At 61.4% G+C, this 20,811-nt stretch carries 17 protein-coding genes and 1 pseudogene; 6 read left to right on the forward strand and 12 right to left on the reverse strand.

Annotated features, from left to right (window positions below):
* Positions 1-49: 49 nt before the first annotated feature.
* From ACA058_RS06070 to gap, 12 genes and pseudogenes are all read right to left on the reverse strand, one after another.
* A complete protein-coding gene (locus ACA058_RS06070; protein WP_497638283.1) occupies positions 50-367 on the reverse strand; it encodes a helix-turn-helix domain-containing protein in 318 nt (105 codons plus the stop codon).
* A gap of 148 nt (positions 368-515) precedes the next feature.
* Positions 516-1,484: a hypothetical protein gene (locus tag ACA058_RS06075; RefSeq protein WP_497638284.1), complete on the reverse strand. Its 969-nt coding sequence runs from the start codon at positions 1,482-1,484 to the stop codon at positions 516-518.
* A 4-nt stretch (positions 1,485-1,488) separates the two neighbouring features.
* Positions 1,489-2,835 carry a CoA transferase gene (locus tag ACA058_RS06080; RefSeq protein ID WP_497638285.1) on the reverse strand — a complete coding sequence of 449 codons (1,347 nt, stop codon included), beginning with the start codon at positions 2,833-2,835 and terminating at the stop codon, positions 1,489-1,491.
* A gap of 46 nt (positions 2,836-2,881) precedes the next feature.
* Entirely contained in the window at positions 2,882-3,637 is a 756-nt protein-coding gene (locus ACA058_RS06085) for a methyl-accepting chemotaxis protein (protein ID WP_497639870.1), read from the reverse strand.
* Between the two features lie 102 nt (positions 3,638-3,739).
* A pseudogene (locus ACA058_RS06090) lies at positions 3,740-5,086 on the reverse strand (methyl-accepting chemotaxis protein); the annotation flags it as partial.
* A gap of 123 nt (positions 5,087-5,209) precedes the next feature.
* Entirely contained in the window at positions 5,210-5,611 is a 402-nt protein-coding gene (locus tag ACA058_RS06095; protein WP_497638286.1) for a YbaN family protein, read from the reverse strand.
* A gap of 211 nt (positions 5,612-5,822) precedes the next feature.
* A complete protein-coding gene (locus ACA058_RS06100) occupies positions 5,823-6,431 on the reverse strand; it encodes a biliverdin-producing heme oxygenase (protein ID WP_497638287.1) in 609 nt (202 codons plus the stop codon).
* Positions 6,432-6,546: 115 nt separating this feature from the next.
* Entirely contained in the window at positions 6,547-9,111 is a 2,565-nt protein-coding gene (locus ACA058_RS06105; protein WP_497638288.1) for a TonB-dependent receptor, read from the reverse strand.
* A gap of 122 nt (positions 9,112-9,233) precedes the next feature.
* Complete coding sequence (locus ACA058_RS06110) at positions 9,234-10,199, reverse strand: FecR family protein (protein WP_497638289.1); 966 nt, start codon at positions 10,197-10,199, stop codon at positions 9,234-9,236.
* Between the two features lie 82 nt (positions 10,200-10,281).
* A complete protein-coding gene (locus ACA058_RS06115; protein WP_497638290.1) occupies positions 10,282-10,827 on the reverse strand; it encodes an RNA polymerase sigma factor in 546 nt (181 codons plus the stop codon).
* Positions 10,828-10,904: 77 nt separating this feature from the next.
* Entirely contained in the window at positions 10,905-11,369 is a 465-nt protein-coding gene (locus ACA058_RS06120) for a methylglyoxal synthase (protein ID WP_497638291.1), read from the reverse strand.
* Between the two features lie 97 nt (positions 11,370-11,466).
* Positions 11,467-12,468: a type I glyceraldehyde-3-phosphate dehydrogenase gene (gene gap, locus ACA058_RS06125; protein ID WP_497638292.1), complete on the reverse strand. Its 1,002-nt coding sequence runs from the start codon at positions 12,466-12,468 to the stop codon at positions 11,467-11,469.
* 220 nt (positions 12,469-12,688) lie between these two features.
* Between gap and edd the strand changes: the two genes are divergently transcribed.
* From edd to ACA058_RS06155, 6 genes are all read left to right on the forward strand, one after another.
* Positions 12,689-14,515 carry a phosphogluconate dehydratase gene (edd, locus tag ACA058_RS06130; protein ID WP_497638293.1) on the forward strand — a complete coding sequence of 609 codons (1,827 nt, stop codon included), beginning with the start codon at positions 12,689-12,691 and terminating at the stop codon, positions 14,513-14,515.
* Positions 14,512-15,462 carry a glucokinase gene (locus ACA058_RS06135; protein WP_497638294.1) on the forward strand — a complete coding sequence of 317 codons (951 nt, stop codon included), beginning with the start codon at positions 14,512-14,514 and terminating at the stop codon, positions 15,460-15,462. Before edd ends, ACA058_RS06135 begins: the two co-directional genes overlap by 4 nt.
* 155 nt (positions 15,463-15,617) lie before the next feature.
* Positions 15,618-16,349 carry a response regulator gene (locus ACA058_RS06140; RefSeq protein WP_497638295.1) on the forward strand — a complete coding sequence of 244 codons (732 nt, stop codon included), beginning with the start codon at positions 15,618-15,620 and terminating at the stop codon, positions 16,347-16,349.
* A 31-nt stretch (positions 16,350-16,380) separates the two neighbouring features.
* A complete protein-coding gene (locus ACA058_RS06145) occupies positions 16,381-17,808 on the forward strand; it encodes an ATP-binding protein (RefSeq protein WP_497639871.1) in 1,428 nt (475 codons plus the stop codon).
* 225 nt (positions 17,809-18,033) lie between these two features.
* Positions 18,034-19,293 (forward strand): D-mannose isomerase, encoded by a 1,260-nt coding sequence (locus ACA058_RS06150; protein WP_497638296.1) that lies wholly within the window; start codon positions 18,034-18,036, stop codon positions 19,291-19,293.
* Positions 19,294-19,410: 117 nt separating this feature from the next.
* Positions 19,411-20,709 (forward strand): ABC transporter substrate-binding protein, encoded by a 1,299-nt coding sequence (locus tag ACA058_RS06155; protein ID WP_497638297.1) that lies wholly within the window; start codon positions 19,411-19,413, stop codon positions 20,707-20,709.
* Positions 20,710-20,811: the final 102 nt, after the last annotated feature.

The raw sequence follows: 20,811 nt of genomic DNA on the forward strand, positions 1-20,811 counted from the left end.
TTCTGATCTGTGAAAGTCGGGTCGTAGCTCCAGTGTTGGAGTTGCGACCTCATTCAACCATCGCAAAATCCGCCCGCCCCACCGGATTCGGCGTAGACCCTTTCACATTCATCCCTCTACCCGGCGCGAACCCCGGGAAGAACACCAGCCCCTCCGATTCAAGCCGATACGCCAATGTCAGGCGAGTGACATCCAGCACATCCTGTCGCGCTTCGAAGCGCTCAATGGCCTGCACCGAAACCCCGGCTTCGCGGGACAACGCTTCCACGCTCCAGCCCAGCATCGCTCGGGCTTGAGCGCAATGGGCCGGGGTGAATTGGAAGAGGGCGATACGTTCCAGGGTGATTTTCATCGCTTGAGAGGCCATGGGGGTTCTCCGGGCTCGAGAGTGCTGGTTTGAAAAATACTGTGTTTTTGTACAGTTGTTTTCGATCCGGATCAAACGCATTTTTCGATTTTTTCTATTTCGTACCCCTTGGCCAGACGGAAGGTCACTGTCTGTGTGGTGGGTATGACTAGTCCTCCAACCCCGGCGCCTCCCGCACAATAAAGTGATCCAGATTCTCGATGTTGGCACTGAACACCCCGAACGTCTGATCGGGGTTTTTCTTGCTAGGCACCTGCTGCAACGCAGGCTGGACGCCATAAAAGAAGCAATACAATTGCCGCCCGCTCTCGATGGCGTGCTTGATCTCCTCCAGGAACGCCTTGCGTTTGCGGTAGCCGTCGATCAGCTTCTTGCTCAGGTAAACGTTGACCGGGTACGGCTTCTTCTCGAACCAGACCTTCTTCTCGAAATCGATGCGAAAGCTCTGGGTGTAATCCTTGATCTGCTTGATCTTGCCCCAGTAAATCAGCCCCTTGTTGTCTTGCAGGTACTCGATCTTCTTGAAAAACGAGGCATAGGGTGCCGTGTGCTCGCCAATCTTCAACGGCATGCGCTTGAGCAGCGCCTTGTCTTCGAAGTTCGACACGAAGCATTCCACCGGATGGGCGAAGACACTGGTCTTGTCCGGCGTCGACTCGCGGCTGGGCGGCTCGACGCTGTCGACCGTCGAAGGTGCTGGTGGCGCAGCCCTTTGCAGATCGGCAGCCACAGTCGGTTGCGACGGCTTACGCACATACTCACGCCGACTCAGCAACAATTCCGACGGGAAATGTTCCTCGCGACCGTCGTCCGTTTCCTCGACGTCCGACGCCACAGCCGAAGCCGGGGTCTTCAGGCTCACAAAAGGACAACCCTCGACATGCCGCGTGCTCGGCAGATTCTTGAAATGCGGCGTGCGCACGTAGTTCACGTTTTTGGCGTTGAACGTGCCCAACTCGTTCGTCACATCAAACGCCAGACGACAGGCATCGTTGGGGCACTGGAAATGTTCCTTCGCGGAATCGAACGCCATCGTCTCGTCGAAATTCAGATCGCGCACGTCATAGATCGACAGTTTTTCGTCGAGGCCGAGGCAATAGGCGAGGTCGAATTTCATGCTGTTACCACTGCGCACGATGTGAACCCAGTTCAGACGCCGCCAGCGTCCACTGCACCGGCGTCCCGGTGATCTTCAGCGGCACGTGCAAGCGATGTGCCGGGCCCCATGGGGTTTGCTCAACCAGCATTCCCTGATCCTGTTCATCTTCGGCCCGCAACTGCTCGTCCCTCCCGTGACCATTGTCGATCAACAGCTTTGCCGTACGCGCCAACGACAACTGCGCCGAACCGCCCTGTCCGTTGTTAAAGCGTCCTGCCAACAATCTGATCGCACTGGCCGCCATCAAATACCCGGTGGCATGATCGAGCGCCTGCTGCGGCAAGGGCGTCGGTTTGTCCGCATGCATGCTGTGCATACCCGCTTGCGCGATGCCGCTGCTCATCTGCACCAGGCTGTCGAAGCCGCGACGGTTCTGCCACGGGCCGCTCCAGCCGTAAGCGTTGAGGCAAACGTCGATCAGGCCGGGGTTGCGTTGCTGCCGTTCAGCGGCACCATATCCCAGACGCTCCAGGGCATCGGCGCGGTAACCGTGGAGCACGATGTCGGCGTCCTTGAGCAGGCTTTCGAATACATGGCGATCGGTTTTGTCGTGCAGATCCAGGCGTGCACAACGCTTGCCCAGCGTCATCTCCGGCACCACGCCCGGCTCGTTCCAGGTGGGTGGGTCGATACGCAGTACGTCAGCGCCAAGGCCAGCGAGAAAGCGGCTGGCGACAGGGCCTGCGAGCACGCGGGTCAAGTCCAGCACCTTGATCCCGGCCAGTGGTTGCGCTACCGAACCTTGCCAGGGGGTGCTGTGCGGGTTTTGGCCGGCGGTGAACTGAATCAGCGGTTCGGCGTTGACCGCGAGCCCTTGCGGATGGACCTGCCACTGTTCCCAGCTGCGCATTTCGGCGGCACAGCCACCGGCATCGACCAAGGCCTGTTCCAGATCGCTCTTGGCCCATTGCGCCACTTTGCTTGCCATCGCCTTACGGTCGACGCAAGCGCCCAGCACGGATTCAGCGGCGGCGCGGTGATGGGGCGCATTGGTGTGCAGGCGGATCCAGCCATCCTTGGCGGCGTAGTCACCGGCGATCGGGTCCCACAGCGGCGGGACGTTCCAGCCTACCGGGCGGATCGAACTGGAAAACCAGAAGGAGGCCAGGCGCCGGTCGACTTCAAGGTCGGGCAAGCGTCCGGTTTGCTGGTGCAGCAATTCGCTGACAGCCTGGCCGGCGGCGGCGATGCTGGCGCAAGCCAGGTCGGTGACGGCAAACGCCGAGGGCAGGGCGCCGCTGGAGGTGAACGCAATACGGGTGTGCGGCATGCCGAGTACGGCTTGAATGGACGTGAGTAAATCAGTCATCGAAGGGCCCTCCGGAACGAGAGCCCGAGCATAAATCAAAAAACGGTCATACCCGGAACTGATCCATCAGTTTCATCTGCTGGGTGGTCAGGGCATTGAGCTGGCTGCTGATCTGCGCCGATTCGGTGGCTTGTCCGGTCAGGGTTTCGGTGACGGTACGGATTGCCGAAACGTTGCGGTTGACCTCTTCGGCGACGGCGCTTTGCTGTTCGGCGGCGCTGGCGATCTGCAGGTTCATGTCGCTGATCACCGTGACCGCGTCGCTGATTTTGCTCAAGGCCTGGACCGCTTGCTGGATCTGCCCGGCGTTGCTGTGGGCCTGGGTCTGGCTCGAGTGCATGGTGGCGACCACGCCACGGGTGCCGCTCTGGATGCGTTCGATCACCAGGCGAATTTCTTCCACCGAGTCCTGGGTGCGTTTGGCCAGGTTGCGCACTTCGTCGGCGACCACCGCAAAACCGCGACCGCTCTCGCCGGCACGGGCGGCTTCAATCGCCGCGTTGAGCGCCAGCAGGTTGGTCTGTTCGGCGATGCTGCGGATGACTTCCAATACCGAGCCGATCTGCTCGCTGTTGACCGCCAATGCCTCGACTTCAGTCACGGCCTTGCTGACTTCGTCGGCCAGTTGATTGATGTCGCGCGTGCTGCGCTCGATGATCTGCATGCCATCGCGGGCCGACTGATCGGCACCCTTGGCCGCGCTGGCGGCGTTCGACGCGCTGTTGGCGACGTCGTGGGCGGTGGCACTCATTTCATTGGACGCGGTGGCGACCTGGTCGATTTCGCGAAATTGCACCTGCATGCCTTCGCTGGTCTGGCGGGCGATTTCCGAAGACTGGTCGGCGGTGCCGCGCGCATCGGTAATGCTCTGCTTGATCTGCGCGATGGTCGGCTGCAGCTTGTCGAGGAAACGGTTGAACCAGCTGACCAGTTCACCCAGTTCATCGCGCTTGCTGTAGTGCAGGCGCTGTGTCAGGTCGCCGTCGCCGCTGGCGATTGCCTTGAGCATCCGGGCCACGCTGTCGATCGGCCGGGCCACGCCCGACGCGGTCAGCCACATCAGCACCAGGCCGATCAGGCCGGCAATGATCGCCACGCCCACCGCTTTAATCGTGCCGCTCTGCTGGGCGTCGTCGAGTACCGCTTGCAGCTTTACCGAATCGGCCAGCAGCACTTGCTTGGGCAGGTCGATCACCACGGCCCATGCCTTGGCGTCGGCAATCGGACTGACCGGGTACACCGCCCGAATCAGGTCACCCTGTTCGAGAATCTTCGGCGCACCGCTGGCGAGCAATTGCAGGATGTCCTTGCCGTCCGCACCCAGGGTGTCACCGATGCTCTTGCCCACTTTCGTCGGGTCGACGCTGAACGCCGCCATCACACCGGTGCCGGAAACGATCAGCATGTGGCCGGCGCTGTTGAACAACTCACGCTGGGAGTCGACCGCCGCCGCTTGCAGCGCATCGAGGGCGATGTCGATACCGACCACGCCGATGGCCTTGCCATCCGCCAGCAGCGGCACGGAAATGGTGGTCATCAACACTTCCTTGCCGCCAACAGTATCGGCATAAGGGTCGAGCAGGCAGGTGCGCTTACTGTCCCGAGGGCAGGTGTACCAGACGTTGTAGGGCGTGCCGCTGAGGTTCAGGGTGGTTTTGGTCATGTCCTCTTCGACCATGATCGTGTTCAGCGCTTCCCCCCCGGCACGGCTCCAATAGGTCGCGAAGCGGCCGATCTCGTTGGACTGGCGGGCGGCGTCACTGATGAACTCGCTGTCTTTGCCGTCCAGGCCGTTGGGTTCGAAAGCCAGCCAGATGCCCAGCACTTTGCCGTTGCGTTCGAAGGCGCTTTTCAGGCTCTGGTTCAACTCTTCACGCAGGGCGCCGGGCTCAAGCGAACGCTTGGCGGCCATGTTGCGCATGTCCTTGATCTGGTCAGCCAGGGCGGTCGCCACCGTCAGGGTTTCACCGAACGTCTTCTGCACCCGCACCGCTTGCTCTGCGGCTTTGGCCTGGAGCAGGTTCTGCACACTATCGGTGAGCATTCTGCTGCTGGAAGCGCTGACCAGTTCATCGTTCTGATTGGACTGGTAGAGGTTCATGCCCACTATCGATGCGACCACGCCAAGCAGGCACAGACCGGACAGCAGGACGATTTTCAGGCGGATGGACAGTGAGTCGAACATAGGGCGAGCTCGCGAATGGATGAAGGGTTGGCTGTGAGCCTTTGCGGCTCGACACGCCAAATCCATTCAGCGCCATTCAATGCACATCGGCGTGGTGCCGAGATTGCATGAGGGGGATGCCGACGAACGGTCGTGGTTGAACGTTTGCGCGGAAAAATGTGCCGAAAAGGGGATTAAAAACGGGGAAAATCACGGCGAGGTTTCCCGGTGTTGCGCCAGTGATTCCGGTCGCGACCAGATCCACAGATTGCCCAGGCCCATGCCGGCAATCGCCAGGTAGATCGGCCAGCCAGGGTCGAGCATCACCAACATGAGACCGGCACATGACAGCATGCTGACCGTGGCGCTGATTTTTGCCCGGCGCGCGATGATCTTGCCGTTACGCCAGTTGTAGAGAAGAGGGCCGAATAGCCGATGGTTTTCCAGCCAGGCACTCAAGCGCGGCGAGCTTCTGGTGGCAGCCCAGGCGGCCAGCAGGATGAATTCTGTGGTCGGCAGGCCGGGTATGACGATGGCGACCAGGCCGATTCCGAGGCTGACGTAGGCCAGCAGGGCGAAGAGGAGGCGGGCGAGTTTGGAGGAGGCAGGCATGGGCTCTGAGGATGCATGTGAGGCTTGATGAAGATCTTGCAGGCTGACTCGATCCCCTGTGGGAGTGAGCTTTGTGGCGAGGGGATTTAGCGAAACGTCGCACCGCCCCGCTGGACTGCGCAGCAGTCCCATTTTTTGGGGCCGCTTCGCGACCCAGCGGGGATAAATCCCCTCGCCACAAAGCCCGCTCCCACAGGGGAAAGGTGGGGTGTCAGGCGATTTCCGGGGTGCTGGCGTAAGCCTGTTCCAGCAATACCGTGAAGCGGTTGAAGGCATCGATGGCGCCTTTGTCCAGCTCGGCTTCTTCCTGCGCACTGAGCTCGAGTCCGTCCAGGGTCTTGACGAAGCGCTTCCAGCCTTCAGCGCGGCCACCGGCTGGTTCGCCAAGGTGGCGGGCACCGAAGGTTTCGCTCAGGCCAAGGCCCACGGCACGCTTGATCAGAAACGCTGCGCCCAGCTTCGAGCCTTCGGAGACGAAGATCCAGCCAAGGGCCTGGGCCTTGCTTGGGTTTTGCAGCGCACCGGCAACCGGCGTCGGCACTTCGGTGTCGAGGTCCGCCAGGTCAGCCTTGGCCGCATCGGCACGGCAACGAGCCGGCAGGTCCGGGACAATGGCTGTCAGTTCGGCATCGTTGTACAGCGCCACCAGTTCCGACTGGAACAGGTATTGCGCCACCACGAAACGGGCGAAACTGGCCTGGGTTTCAAAGGGGGCATGGGCTTTGACCAGTGCATCGAGCTTGCTGTGCGGCTCGTTGGTGACCTGGTTCAAGCGTTGTGAACGCAGGGTGGGGCGTTGAGCGGTGTCCTGGGTGGTCATGGCAAATCCTTGGGAAAGAAGAGGCGCTTGGTAACGAGACGAATGAGCAGGTGCATGACAGTAAAAAATCCTCACCGGGCGGCTGTTACAGCGCCGCGCGGTGAGGCACACGGGTTCAGATGTCCCAGACCAGGTTGATCGCGAAGTTGCGTCCAGGCTGAGTCAGGCGATCGAGGTTGGCTGGCTGTGTGACCGAGGCTTCGCCGACGCTGTCGTAGCCGCGTACGTCATCCCACTGCCAGTACTTCTTGTCGGTCAGGTTGTACAGGCCGGCGTTGACGGTCAGGTCGTCGGTCACCTTGTAGAAGCCCGCCAGATCGAGCACGCCGTAACCCGGGGTCTTGAACTGGGTGCTGGTGCCGTCCGGGGTATTGAAGCTGGTGCTGTCGACGCGGGTCTTGCGTTTGACCAGGGTCCAGCTCAGCAACGCGCCGTACTTGTCCTGGTCATAGCCCAGGCCGAATACGCCGGTCAGCGGGTTGATGCTGTTGAGCGGCTCGCCGCTGTCATCGTTGCGACCATACAGGTAGGCCACCAAGCCCTGGGTGTAGAGGCCACTTGGCGCGCCGAAGGTATCCAGGTTCAAGCGCCCCTTGATCTCCAGGCCCTTGATGGTGGCGTGCTTGATGTTGTTGCTCCTGAACGTGGTTTCGTCGTAACCGGGGGTAATGGCGTTCTCGTCGATGAAGTCGCGATATTTGTTGTAGAACACCGCGACATCGAAAGTGCCGGCCTCCAACTGCCCGCGTAGGCCGGTTTCATAACTCTTGCTCTTTTCCGGTTCGAGGTCGGGATTGGGCGCGACCTGATAGCCGCCAGTCAGGTTTTCGAAGCGGCCATAAAGGGCCTTGGCACTCGGCGTGCGGAAGCCTTCGGCGTACTGGCCATACCAGGTGTAGTGGTCATTGAAGCGGTAAGTGGTGCCGAATTTCGGCGACAGGCGATGCCAGGTCTTGGTGTCCTCGTTGACCTCGCCGTTACCGCTCTGGTCGGCCGTGGCCAGGAACTCATCGGTCAGGTGCGGCTTGAGTTGGGTGTAGTCGTAGCGCAGGCCCGGCACGAAGGTCCAGTCGTTCCAGGCGATCTGGTCCTGGGCGAACAGGCTGTAGGTGTTGATGGTCGGATCCGGGAAGTCGCTGGCCGGGGTCAAGGTGTCGGCAGGGCTGACAGCGCCGATGACACGGCAAGCACCGGCCACGGTCAGGCAGGTGCCGCTACCGGTACGCAGGCCGGTGACTTTGTCCTGCTTGATGGTGGTGCCGTAAGTAACGACATGATCCGTGTCGGCAATGGCAAACGCCTTGTCCGCCTGGGCATCGAATACCCATTGGCGGTCCTTGTAGGTGGTATCGCGGTGACGCAGCACCGTGCGCGCCGGTGCATAGATTTCTACGGTGCGCTGGTCGGTCTTGGCGATCTGATAGTTCAACGTCCACTTGATGTTGTCAGCCAGGAGGCTGTCCACAGCGAAGCGGTGATCCAGGCCGAAGCGCTCGCGGGTGATGGTGTCGTTGCCGGTGCGCGATTGGTAGAAGCCCAAGCCCTGTCCTGCGTTGAACGGGCCACCCACGGCGCTCAGCTGATTGGTGTCGCGATCGTCCTTGTAGTGCTCGTAAGTCAAGCCGAAGCGCGCATCGTCGGCGTAGTTCCAGCCCAGTTTGGCCAGCACGTTGGTGGTGCGCACGTCCTCGGGGTTGGCTTCGGTGCGGCTCAGGCCGGTTCCCCCGGTCTCGCCGTAGGACTCCGTTTCCTGGCCATTGCGCTGGCTGAGGTGCAACAGCCCGTCGAAGTCGCCGGTGCGCCCGGCCACGGTGCCGGAGGTGAGCCAGCTATCGTCGGCCGAGCTGTAGCCGGTCTTGAGGCGTGCACCGACGTCCTGGCCTGGCTTGATGATGTCGTCCGGGTCCAGCGTGTAGTAGCTGACCGCGCCACCAATGGCGCTGCTGCCGTACAGCACCGAAGCCGGACCGCGCAGGATTTCCACGCGCTTGACGATTTCCGGGTCGACATAGTTGCGGTTGGTCTGGGCGTACGGACCATTGAAAAAGCCGTCGGGCACTTGAACACCGTCGACCTGGGTCAGCACGCGGTCACCGTCGATGCCGCGGATGTTGTAGCCGGAAAGGCCCGCGCGGGTACCGGTGCCGCCTACCGAAACGCCCGGTTCGTAGCGCACCAGATCCTTGATGCTGTTGACGTTGTTGCGGTCGAGCTCTTCGCGGGTGTGGACGGTGACGGTGCTGGGCACGCTGCTCACGTCCTGTTCCTGGCGCGTGGCGCTGATGGTCACCTGTTGCAGGTTGAGCGTGCCGGCATTAATGCGCGGCTCCAGAATGATGTTGTTGGTGCTCAGGATGCGATAGCTCAGGCTGGTCCCCACCAACAGGCGCTCGAGGGCTTTTTCCGGCGGCAGCGATCCGCGCACGCCAGGTGAGTCCATGCCTTGCGCCAGTTCGGCTGAAAAACCGACCTGCCAGCCTGTCACGGCGGTAAAGGCATTGAGTGCCGACACCAGCGACTGTGGCGCGATGGCGAACGCGTAATCGCCCATTTTGCGCGCCGGCTGCTCGGAGGCCGTGGCGGCCATGGCCGGCGCAGTACCGGCCATCAGGATGGCGGCGGTCAGCAGCGACAGTACGCGGGAAGGTGAAGTGGCTGGGCGGGTAAGGCGAGAGGACATCGATAGCGCTCCGTGTCGCACGAATCTTTATAGGTGCTGATTGGCATTCAGAGATGCGAATCAATTGCATTGGCTATAACGAGACGTACAAGCTTTGGCTATCGAGTAAAAATAATTCTCATTTAGTTCAAGATGACCAGCGCAGGGTATTCCTGCAGCCGTGCCGAAGTGATGTGCGCCAGCGAACGGACCACGTCCAGCGGCTGGTCGAGGCGATAATTTCCGGTCACGGCAACATTCGCCAACTGCTCGTTGTTGTTGATGATCCAGCCTGGATAGTAGCGACGCAGCTCCGCCAACACCTGGTTCAGGGGGCAGTTTTCGAACACCAGCCGACCCTGTACCCAGGCCAGATCGGTGGCGGCATCGAGCTTGGCCGAGTGGTCGAAACCGTTGGGGCCGATGCGGATGCTTTCCCCGGCTGTCAGACGCACCTGCGCATCATCGCGGGTGGCGCGCAATTCGACATCCCCGCGCTGCACCCGAACCTGGGTCACGCCATCCAGGTAGCGCACGGCGAATGCGGTATCGCGAACGCTGGCGGTGACCAGCCCGGCATCGATTTCCAGCGGCAGACCGCGATGAGGCTGCACCTCGAAAAACGCCTCGCCCTGATACAAGCGGGCCACGCGCTTCTGATCGTTGATGATGCTGGAAAACGCCGAGTTGGTATTGAGCAGGACCTTCGAGCCGTCCTCCAATTGCAGGCGCTGGCGTTCACCGACCACGGTCAGGTGGTCGGCCTGCAGGCGCATCGGCAGATTGCTGAAATTGAACAAACCGAGGATCAGCACGGCGGCAGTGGCCAAGGGTTTCCAGTGCGGGCGCAGGCGCGACAGCACTGTGACTTTGGCTGGCCGCGCCGCCAGGCTTTGCGCGCATTGCGTGACTTGCGCACCGTTCCAGATCGCCTGGGCCTTGGCGAACGCCTCTGCATGGGCCGGGTCGACCGCGAGCCATTGGTGGAACTGGCGGGTCTGTTCTTCGCTCGGGCTGTCCAGCACGATCAGCCAGTCCAGGGCCTGGTCCATCGCGTGTGCAGTGGCCTGCGCCGGTGAGGGCGAAGGGGAGCGGTGGGTGTCCGTCACGGTGTTTCCTCGGAGGTTTAGAAGCAGTTTCAAGCTTCAAGCTACAAGCTGCAAGTTCGGTTAGGCGTTCGGCTTGCCGTTCTTAGCTTGCGGCTTGCGGCTTGCAGCTTGAAGCTTGCAGCTGCCTCTCTGCCACTCCGATGCAGATGGTCATGATCAGCTTCAGCTCCTTCTGCACGGTACTGAGCGAGACGCCGAGCTTCTCGGCGATCTCCAGATAGCTGTGGCCGTGCAGGCGGCTGAGGATGAAAATCTGTTGCTGGCGGGAGCTGAGTTGACTGAGGCGCACGTTCAAACGCTCGAGCAATTGTTCGGCATGGGCGGCGTCCTCGGCACTGCTGGCGGGGGCGGCGACGCTTTCCACAACCTCCAGTGGCACGTCATCGACCATGGTGCGCGAGTGGATGCGCCGCGCGCGCAAATGGTCCAGTGCCAGGTTGCGGGCGGTCTGGAAGACAAAGGGTTCCAGGTGATCGATGGCCCGCTCGCCGAGCGCACGGGTCACGCGCAGGTAGGTCTCCTGCAAGAGGTCTTCGGCGGTGCTGTGATTGTTGACCATCCGCTCCAGCGTGCGCAGCAGAGAGATTCGCTGGGTGATGAATACGTCGTTGAAGCGTGATTGACTCACGGGAGGACCTGATCCATTTCGAGCGAATGATAATGCTTATCATCCGCTCGAGGGGTCAAGTATTGATTTGTGAAGGTTTATGCCCGACCCTGCAAATACGTTGCGTAATCCGGAATCCGATGTCCGTGCGCCTGATCCATCAGCGGGCTGCTGAGCAGGTAGTCGGCGCTGCATTCGTTGCACGCCACCGGGATGTTCCAGACCGCTGCGACCCGTAGCAATGCCTTGATGTCGGGGTCGTGTGGCTGTGGTTCGAACGGGTCCCAGAAGAACACCAGCATGTCGACCCGTTGCTCGGCGATTCGCGCGCCGAGCTGTTGGTCACCGCCTAGTGGGCCGCTGATCATGCTCTCGACGGGCAGGTCCAGGCGTTGTTGCAACAACAATCCCGTGGTGCCGGTGGCGACCAGTTCATGTTGGGCCAATTGGTCTTTGTGCCGCTCGGCCCAGTCCAGCAGAAAGACCTTGCAGTGGTCATGGGCGACCAGGGCGATGCGCTTGCGCGCTGCCATGGTCTTTTGCGTAAAGCTGATACCGATCATTGCATGCTGCTCCAGACGCCCGTGGGGTGTCGCAAATACCTGTAGGAGCAGCCTGCGGCAGCTCCTACAGGGGCGGGTTAACGCATATCACAGCGCTTTATTCGGCGTTGCAAAGCGCCAGGCAGTTATCGAGCATGCGGTTGGAAAAGCCCCATTCGTTGTCGTACCAGGCCAGCACCTTGAGCAGCTTGCCGCTGGACTTGGTGTGGTTGGCGTCGAAGATCGATGAGAGCGGGTTGTGGTTGAAGTCGCTGGAGACCAGCGGCAAGGTGTTGTAGCCGAGGATCTTCGAGTGCTGGGCGGCTTGCTTGAGCAGTTCGTTGACTTCTTCCCTCGATGCTTCGCGCTTAAGCTGCACGGTCAGGTCGACCAGGGATACGTTGATCACCGGCACGCGCACCGCCATGCCGGTCAGTTTGCCCGCCAGTTCCGGCAGCACCAGGCCGACCGCTTCAGCAGCACCGGTCTTGCTCGGGATCATGTTCTGGGTGGCCGAACGGGCGCGGTACGGGTCGCTGTGGTAGACGTCGGTCAGGTGCTGGTCATTGGTGTAGGCATGGATGGTGGTCATCAGGCCGCTTTCGATGCCCAGTTCGCGATGCAACACCTGGGCCACCGGGGCCAGGCAGTTGGTGGTGCACGAGGCGTTTGAAATAATCTGGTGCGACTGGCGCAGAATGTCGTGGTTGACCCCGTACACCACGGTGGCGTCGGCGCCTGTGGCCGGGGCCGAGATAATCACTTTGCGTGCGCCGGCCGTAATATGCGCAGCGGCTTTGGCGCGGTCGGTGAACAGACCGGTGCATTCGAACACCACATCAATCTTTTCCGCGGCCCAGGGCAGGTCGGCCGGATTGCGAATGGCGCTGACCGAAATGCGATCGCCGTTGACGGTCAGGCTTTCCTGATCATGCTGGACATCGGCTTCGAACGTGCCGTGAACCGTGTCGTACTTGAGCAAGTGCGCATTGATTGCGCTGTCACCGAGGTCGTTGATGGCGACGATCTGCAAATCCTGGCGATAGCCTTGGGTATAGAGTGCTCGGAGGACGTTACGACCAATACGGCCAAAACCATTGATTGCGATTCGTAGAGTCATTTATCAGCGCCGCCGTCGATTTGTTGTTGGAATTACAAGATTATTCGCAAAAAAATAGAAAACAAGCCTTTTTAGTGGCAATATTTTGTTCAATCTACAACGAGTGACCTGAATCAACTGGTCCAACCGATCAAGAAAACCGTCTGTCATCCCATCGACACCGGCATTTGATCAGCATAGACAATCAGGTCGCCACATCCGTTAGCCTGGAGTTCTACACATGCATCCCCGCGTCCTTGAGGTCACCGAACGGCTTATCGCCCGCAGTCGCGCCACGCGTGAGGCTTACCTTGCACTGATTCGCGATGCCGCCAGCGACGGTCCGATGCGCGGCAAGCTGCAATGCGCCAACTTCGCCCACGGCGTGGCCGGTTGTGGCAGCGACGACAAGAACAGCCTGCGGATGATGAACTCCGCCAACATTGCAATTGTTTCGTCATATAACGACATGCTCTCGGCGCACCAGCCGTATGAAGTCTTTCCTGAGCTGATCAAAAAGGCCCTGCGCGAAATCGGCTCCGTCGGCCAGTTCGCCGGCGGCACCCCGGCCATGTGCGATGGCGTGACCCAGGGCGAGCCGGGCATGGAACTGAGCCTGCCGAGCCGTGAAGTGATCGCGCTGTCCACCGCTGTGGCGCTTTCCCACAACATGTTCGATGGCGCGCTGATGCTCGGCATCTGCGACAAGATCGTCCCGGGGCTGATGATGGGCGCGCTGCGGTTCGGCCATCTGCCGATGATCTTCGTCCCGGGCGGGCCAATGGTGTCGGGCATTTCCAACAAGCAGAAAGCCGACGTGCGCCAGCGTTACGCCGAAGGCAAGGCCAGCCGCGAAGAGCTGCTGGAGTCGGAAATGAACTCCTACCACAGCCCCGGCACCTGCACCTTCTACGGCACCGCCAACACCAACCAGTTGCTGATGGAAGTCATGGGCCTGCATTTGCCGGGCGCTTCCTTCGTCAACCCGAACACACCATTGCGCGACGCCCTGACCCGGGAAGCGGCGCATCAGGTGACCCGCCTGACCAAGCAGAACGGCGACTTCATGCCGATCGGCGAAATCGTCGACGAGCGTTCGCTGGTCAACTCCATCGTCGCCCTGCACGCCACCGGCGGCTCGACCAACCACACCTTGCACATGCCGGCGATCGCCATGGCGGCGGGCATCCAGCTGACCTGGCAGGACATGGCCGACCTCTCCGAGGTGGTGCCGACCCTGAGCCACGTCTACCCGAACGGCAAAGCTGACATCAACCACTTCCAGGCCGCGGGCGGCATGTCGTTCCTGATCCGCGAACTGCTGGATGCCGGCTTGCTCCACGAAAACGTCAACACCGTGCTGGGCCACGGGCTGCGCCGCTACACCATGGAGCCGTTCCTCGATAACGGCGAACTGGTCTGGCGCGAAGGCATCACCGAAAGTCTCGATGAAAGCATCCTGCGTCCGGTCGCCCGGGCGTTCTCGCCAGAGGGCGGTTTGCGTGTGATGGAAGGCAACCTCGGTCGCGGCGTGATGAAAGTTTCGGCCGTGGCATTGGAAAACCAGATCGTCGAAGCGCCGGCCATGGTGTTCCAGGATCAGCAGGACCTGGCCGATGCGTTCAAGGCCGGTTTGCTGGAGAAGGATTTTGTCGCGGTGATGCGCTTCCAGGGGCCGCGTTCCAACGGCATGCCGGAACTGCACAAGATGACGCCGTTCCTCGGCGTGCTGCAGGATCGCGGCTTCAAGGTTGCCCTGGTCACTGACGGGCGCATGTCCGGTGCGTCGGGGAAAATCCCGGCGGCCATCCACGTCAGCCCTGAAGCTTACGTGGGCGGACCTTTGGCGCGGGTGCAAGAGGGCGATATCATCCGCGTCGATGGCGTCAAAGGCACCCTGGAGCTTAAGGTGGACGCCGAAGAATTCGCAGCGCGCACGCCGGCCAAAGGCCTGTTGGGCAACAACATCGGCACCGGTCGCGAACTGTTTGGTTTCATGCGCATGGCCTTCAGCTCGGCAGAGCAGGGGGCCAGCGCCTTCACTTCTGCCCTGGAGACGCTTAATTGAAACTGGCTTTGGTCGGTGACATCGGTGGCACCAACGCACGGTTCGCGTTGTGGAAAAACCAGCAGCTGGAATCGGTCCAGGTGCTGGCGACGGCCGACCACGCCAGCCCGGAGGAGGCGATTGCCCTCTACCTGAGCGCGCTTGGCCTGGCGCCGGGTTCGATCGGCTCGGTGTGCCTGTCGGTGGCAGGCCCCGTGAGCGGCGACGAATTCAAGTTCACCAACAATCACTGGCGCCTGAGCCGCCGGGGTTTCTGCCAGGCCTTGCAGGTGGATCAGCTGTTGCTGGTCAACGATTTTTCGGCCATGGCCTTGGGCATGACCCGTTTGCAACCCGGCGAGTTTCGCGTGGTTTGCGAAGGCACGCCGGAGCCGTTGCGCCCGGCGGTGGTGATTGGCCCGGGCACGGGTTTGGGTGTCGGCACTTTGCTTGATCTCGGTGAGGGGCGTTTTGCCGCGCTGCCGGGGGAGGGCGGTCACGTCGATCTGCCGCTGAGCAGTCCGCGCGAGACTCAACTGTGGCAGCACATCTTCAATGAGATCGGGCATGTCAGCGCCGAAACGGCGTTGAGCGGCAGCGGCTTGCCGCGTGTCTATCGGGCGATTTGTGCGGTTGACGGGCACTCGCCGGTGCTTGAAACCCCGGAGGCGATTACGGCTGCCGGTTTGGCGGGCGACCCGATTGCCCTGGAAGTGCTTGAACAATTCTGTTGCTGGCTTGGTCGCGTGGCGGGCAACAACGTGCTGACCACCGGTGCGCGCGGTGGTGTGTACATCGTCGGCGGGGTGGTTCCGCGCTTCGCCGATTTCTTCCTCGAAAGCGGTTTCGCCCGGTGCTTTGCCGACAAGGGTTGCATGAGCGATTACTTCAAGGGGATCCCGGTGTGGCTGGTGACGGCGCCGTATTCCGGGTTGGTTGGTGCGGGGGTAGCGCTGGAGCAGACCTGACACCGAGTCGCCCCATTCGCGAGCAGGCTCGCTCCCACAGGATTATCGACAACCTTGTGGGAGCGAGCCTGCTCGCGAAGAGGCCCGCACAGACACCAAAGATTTACGCTCGATCAGGCATAATCCGCCCAATTCAAACAACAAGGACGCCGCCCGTGAGCTCAGTCAACAAGTCGATTTTGTTGGTCGATGACGATCAAGAGATACGCGAGTTGCTGGACACCTACCTGACCCGCGCCGGTTTCCAGGTGCGTACCACGCCCGATGGCGCAGGCTTTCGCCAGGCCCTCAACGAGGCCCCCAGCGACCTGGTGATCCTCGACGTGATGCTGCCGGACGAAGACGGTTTCAGCCTGTGTCGCTGGATTCGCCAGCACCCGCGTCAGTCGCAGGTGCCGATCATCATGCTCACCGCCAGCTCCGACGAGGCCGACAGGGTCATCGGCCTGGAACTGGGGGCCGACGACTACCTTGGCAAACCCTTCAGCCCCCGCGAATTGCAGGCGCGCATCAAGGCCTTGCTGCGCCGGGCGCAGTTCGGTCAGGAGCGCTCCGGTAGCGAAGTGCTGGCCTTCGATGACTGGCGCCTGGATATGGTCAGTCATCGCCTGTTTCACATTGATGGCGAAGAGGTGATTCTGTCCGGTGCCGATTTCGCCCTGTTGAAGCTGTTTCTCGATCACCCGCAGGAAATCCTCGACCGCGATACGATCGGCAACGCCACCCGTGGCCGGGATCTGATGCCGCTTGACCGCATCGTCGACATGGCGGTCAGTCGTTTGCGCCAGCGCCTGCGCGATACGGAAAAACCCCCGCGACTGATTCGCACCGTACGGGGCAGCGGCTATCAGTTGGCAGCCAATGTGGTTGCCTCCAATGGTCACTGATTTTTTGCGCACGCTTGCCGGCCGCGTGCCGGTGCCACGCTCGCTGCTCGGGCGCATGCTGTTGCTGACGTTGCTCGCGGTGTTGTTCGCCCAGGCATTGTCGAGCGTGATCTGGGTCTCTCAATTACGCGCGACCCAGCTTGAAGGCCTGGTCACCAGCGCGCGCAGCCTCGCTCACTCGATGAACGCCAGTGTCAGTTACCTGCGCTCGTTGCCGGTGGCGTATCGCCCGTTGGTGCTCGACCAGCTGCGCAGCATGGGCGGCACGCGATTCGTGGTGACGCTCAATGACAAACCCCTGGGAATGGAAGTGCTGCCGATCACACCACGCAAAGAGGCGGTGATCGAGGCGGTGGATCAGGTGCTGCGCCAGTCCCTCGGGCAGGACACCGACATCTCGGTGACCTTTGTCAGCCCCGAAGACCTGCGGATCTTCAATGGCGGTCTCAAGCTCGACGAACTGCCGCGTTCCTGGGCCCACTACGCGCTGACCCTGGAGCCGGTGAACCCGCCGGTGCTGGTCACGCAGATCCAGATGGCGCCGGGAGAATGGCTGTACATCGCCTCGCTGTTGCCCGAACCCTACACCAGTCTCGAAGAACAAGGCCTGCCGGCGCAGCAGGTGTGGTTCATCGTTCTCACCAGCGGCTTTTTGCTGTTGTTCATCGGTCTGCTGGTGCACTGGCAAAGCCGGCCGCTCAAGCGCCTGGCGCGGGCGGCGCGGGACCTGTCGCTGGGTGCCCACGTCGAGCCGGTGGCCGAAGGCGGCGGCAGTGAAGTGGTCGAAGTCGGCCGCGCCTTCAATACCATGCGCGAACGCATCAGCCGTTACCTGACCGAACGCAGCCAGTTGTTCAGCGCGATTTCCCACGACTTGCGCACCCCCATCACCCGCTTGCGTCTGCGCGTCGAGTTGTTGGAAGACGAAAAGCTGCAGGCCAAGTTCGGTCGCGATCTGGATGAGCTGGAGTTGCTGGTCAAGGGTGCACTGCAATGTGTGAAAGACACCGACATCCACGAAAACATCGAGCAGGTGGATCTCAATCATGTGCTCGAGTGTCTGGTGGAACCGTACCTGTCACCCACCGGAAATGGTCGCGTGACCCAGCAAGGACGTGCCCTGGCGGCCTATCCGGGCAAACCGCTGGCGCTCAAGCGTTGCATCGGCAACCTGATCGACAACGCCCTGAAGTACGGCCAGAACGCCCACCTGCACATCGACGATGACGACAGTGCGTTCGTCCTGCATGTCGATGATGAAGGGCCGGGGGTTCCCGAGCAGCGGCTGGAACAGGTGTTCGAGCCGCACTTTCGTTTGGCCGGGCAGCAGCAGGGGTATGGGTTGGGGTTGGGGATTGCGCGCAATATTGCCCATAGTCATGGGGGTGAAGTCAGCCTGCAAAACCTGCGTGAAGGTGGTTTAAGGGTGACTCTTCAATTGCCGCGCAATGTTGATTAGGGATACCGCGTTATCGTTCTTCGCGAGCAGGCTCGCTCCCACATTGGATTTGTGTGCGACACAGAACCACTGTGGGAGCGAGCCTGCTCGCGAAGGCGTCAGACCACTCACCATTTTCCTCAGAATTGTCACAGATTGGTGACATAACTCGCCCCCTTCGTTACAAGCCCGCCATCGCCCGTTGTTTAGACTGCCGTGCAGTCATAACAACAAAAAAGGCACCCCATGGACACCACTCAACCCGCCTTCAGCAGTTGGCTGAACGCACCGGCCCATCAGCAATGGCTCGCCGCCGAAGGCCTGCGCCTGCTGTCGTTTGCCAGGGCTTCGAAGCTTCCTGAAGGCTTCGGCAACCTTGATGAAAAGGGACGCTTGCCGGCCAATGCGCAAGCACAAACCATGAACACCGCGCGCATGACCCACAGCTTCGCCATGGCGCACATCCAGGGCCTGCCGGGTTTTGCCGAGCTGGTGGATCACGGCATCCAGGCCCTGCGCGGGCCGTTGCGCGATGCCGTGCACGGTGGCTGGTTCGCGGTTGCCGGACACCGCGACGGCAACACCGACAAAAATGCTTATCTGCATGCCTTCGTGGCCCTGGCCGCCAGTTCCGCGGTGGTCGCACGCCGGCCCGGCGCGCAGGCCTTGCTCGATGACGCGATCGACATCATCGACAGCTGTTTCTGGAGGGAAGAAGAAGGCGCCATGCGCGAATCCTTCAGCCGCGACTTCAGCTGCGAGGAAGCCTATCGCGGCGCCAACAGCAACATGCACACCACCGAAGCCTTCCTCGCCCTGGCCGATGTCACCGACGACAAGCGCTGGTTGTGCCGCGCCCAGCGCATCGTCGAGCGGGTGATCCATGGTCACGCCGCCGCCAATGACTATCTGGTGATCGAGCATTTCGACCGCGACTGGCAGCCACTGCGCGAGTACAACCACGACAACCCGGCCGACGGTTTCCGTCCCTACGGCACCACGCCGGGTCACGGTTTCGAATGGGCCCGATTGCTATTGCATCTCGAAGCAGCGCGGGTGCGGGCGGGGATGCTTACGCCGGGCTGGTTGGTCACTGACGCGCAAAAACTATTCGAGCAGAACTGCCGCCACGGCTGGGACATCGACGGTGCGCCGGGGATGGTCTACACCCTCGACTGGGACAACAAGGCGGTGGTTCGCCATCGCTTGCACTGGACCCATTGCGAAGCCAGCGCCGCTGCCAGTGCCTTGCTCAAGCGCACGGGCGATGAGCAATACGAACACTGGTACCGACTGTTCTGGGAATTCTGCGACCGTCATTTCATCGACCGCGAAGGCGGCAGCTGGCACCACGAGCTCGACCCATTGAACCGCCCAAGCGGCGATATCTGGGCCGGTAAACCCGATCTCTATCATGCCTGGCAAGCCGTCCTGATCCCGCGCCTGCCGCTGGCGCCGAGCATGGCCAGTGCGCTGGCACAGTTGTCCCAGAGCGGTTCTATGTAACCATGCGGTGACATTCGCGCGTCCCTTCGTTACCTGCGAAGGGGCGTCTCCTGTTTAAAATCCTCTGCAGCGCAAGCACCAGACTTGCATGCATAACAACAAGAAAGGTACTTCCAGATGAATGCGATTTCTCGCCTCGCTACTGTCATTTCTCTCGCCTCCCTGTCTGCGCTCCCTCTCAGTGTGCTTGCCGCCGAATCCAAAGGTTCCGTGGAAGTCGTGCATTGGTGGACGTCGGGTGGTGAAAAAGCAGCGGTTGATGTCCTCAAGGCTCAAGTCGAAAAAGACGGCTTCACCTGGAAGGACGGCGCAGTCGCCGGTGGTGGCGGTTCCACGGCCATGACCGTTCTCAAGAGCCGCGCCGTAGCGGGTAACCCGCCGGGCGTTGCGCAAATCAAAGGGCCGGACATCCAGGAGTGGGGCAGCACTGGCCTGCTCGCCACCGACACGCTGACAGAAGTCGCCAAGTCGGAAAACTGGGATGGCCTGCTGCCTGCGAAAGTCTCCGACACCGTTAAGTATGAAGGCGACTACGTGGCCGTGCCGGTGAACATTCACCGCGTCAACTGGCTGTGGATCAACCCGCAAGTGTTCAAGAAAGCCGGGATCGACAAAGCCCCGACCACCCTCGAAGAATTCTATGCCGCCGGTGACAAGCTGAAAGCCGCCGGCTTCATTGCGCTCGCCCACGGAGGCCAGCCTTGGCAGGACAGCACCGTATTCGAAGACGTGGTGCTCTCGGTCATGGGCGCCGACGGTTACAAGAAAGCCCTGGTAGACCTGGATCAGAAGACCCTCTCGGGCGCCGAGATGACCAAGGTCTTTACCGAGCTGAAAAAAATCACCACCTACATGGACCCGAACCGTGCCGGTCGTGACTGGAACATCGCCGCTGCCGACGTGATCAACGGCAAGGCCGGCATGCAGATGATGGGCGACTGGGCGAAAAGTGAGTGGACCGCGGCGAAGAAAGTTGCGGGCAAGGACTATCAGTGCGTGGCGTTCCCTGGCACCGACAAGGCCTTCACCTACAACATCGATTCGCTGGCCGTGTTCAAGCTCAAGGCTGATCGCAAGGGCGACATCGCCGCGCAGCAAGATCTGGCCAAGGTCGCGCTGGGCACCGACTTCCAGAAGGTCTTCAGCATCAACAAGGGTTCGATCCCGGTGCGTACCGATATGTTGAACGACATGGCCGGCCAGGGCTTCGATTCCTGCGCCCAAGCGGCGGCCAAGGACTTCCTGGCGGACGAGAAGACCGGCGGCCTGCAGCCGAGTATGGCGCACAACATGGCCACCTCCCTGGCCGTACAAGGCGCGATCTTCGACGTGGTCACCAACTTCATGAACGACAAGGACGCCGACCCGGCCAAGGCCAGCGCCCAACTGGCGTCGGCTGTCAAAGCTGCCCAGTAGTTGGTAATCGCCGCAGGTGATCCTGCGGCACACCCCAGAGAGAGCTCCATCCCATTGTGGGAGCGAGCTTGCTCGCGATAGCGGTGTAACAGGCGACATCGA

The organism is Pseudomonas sp. LBUM1649, assembly GCF_059716155.1.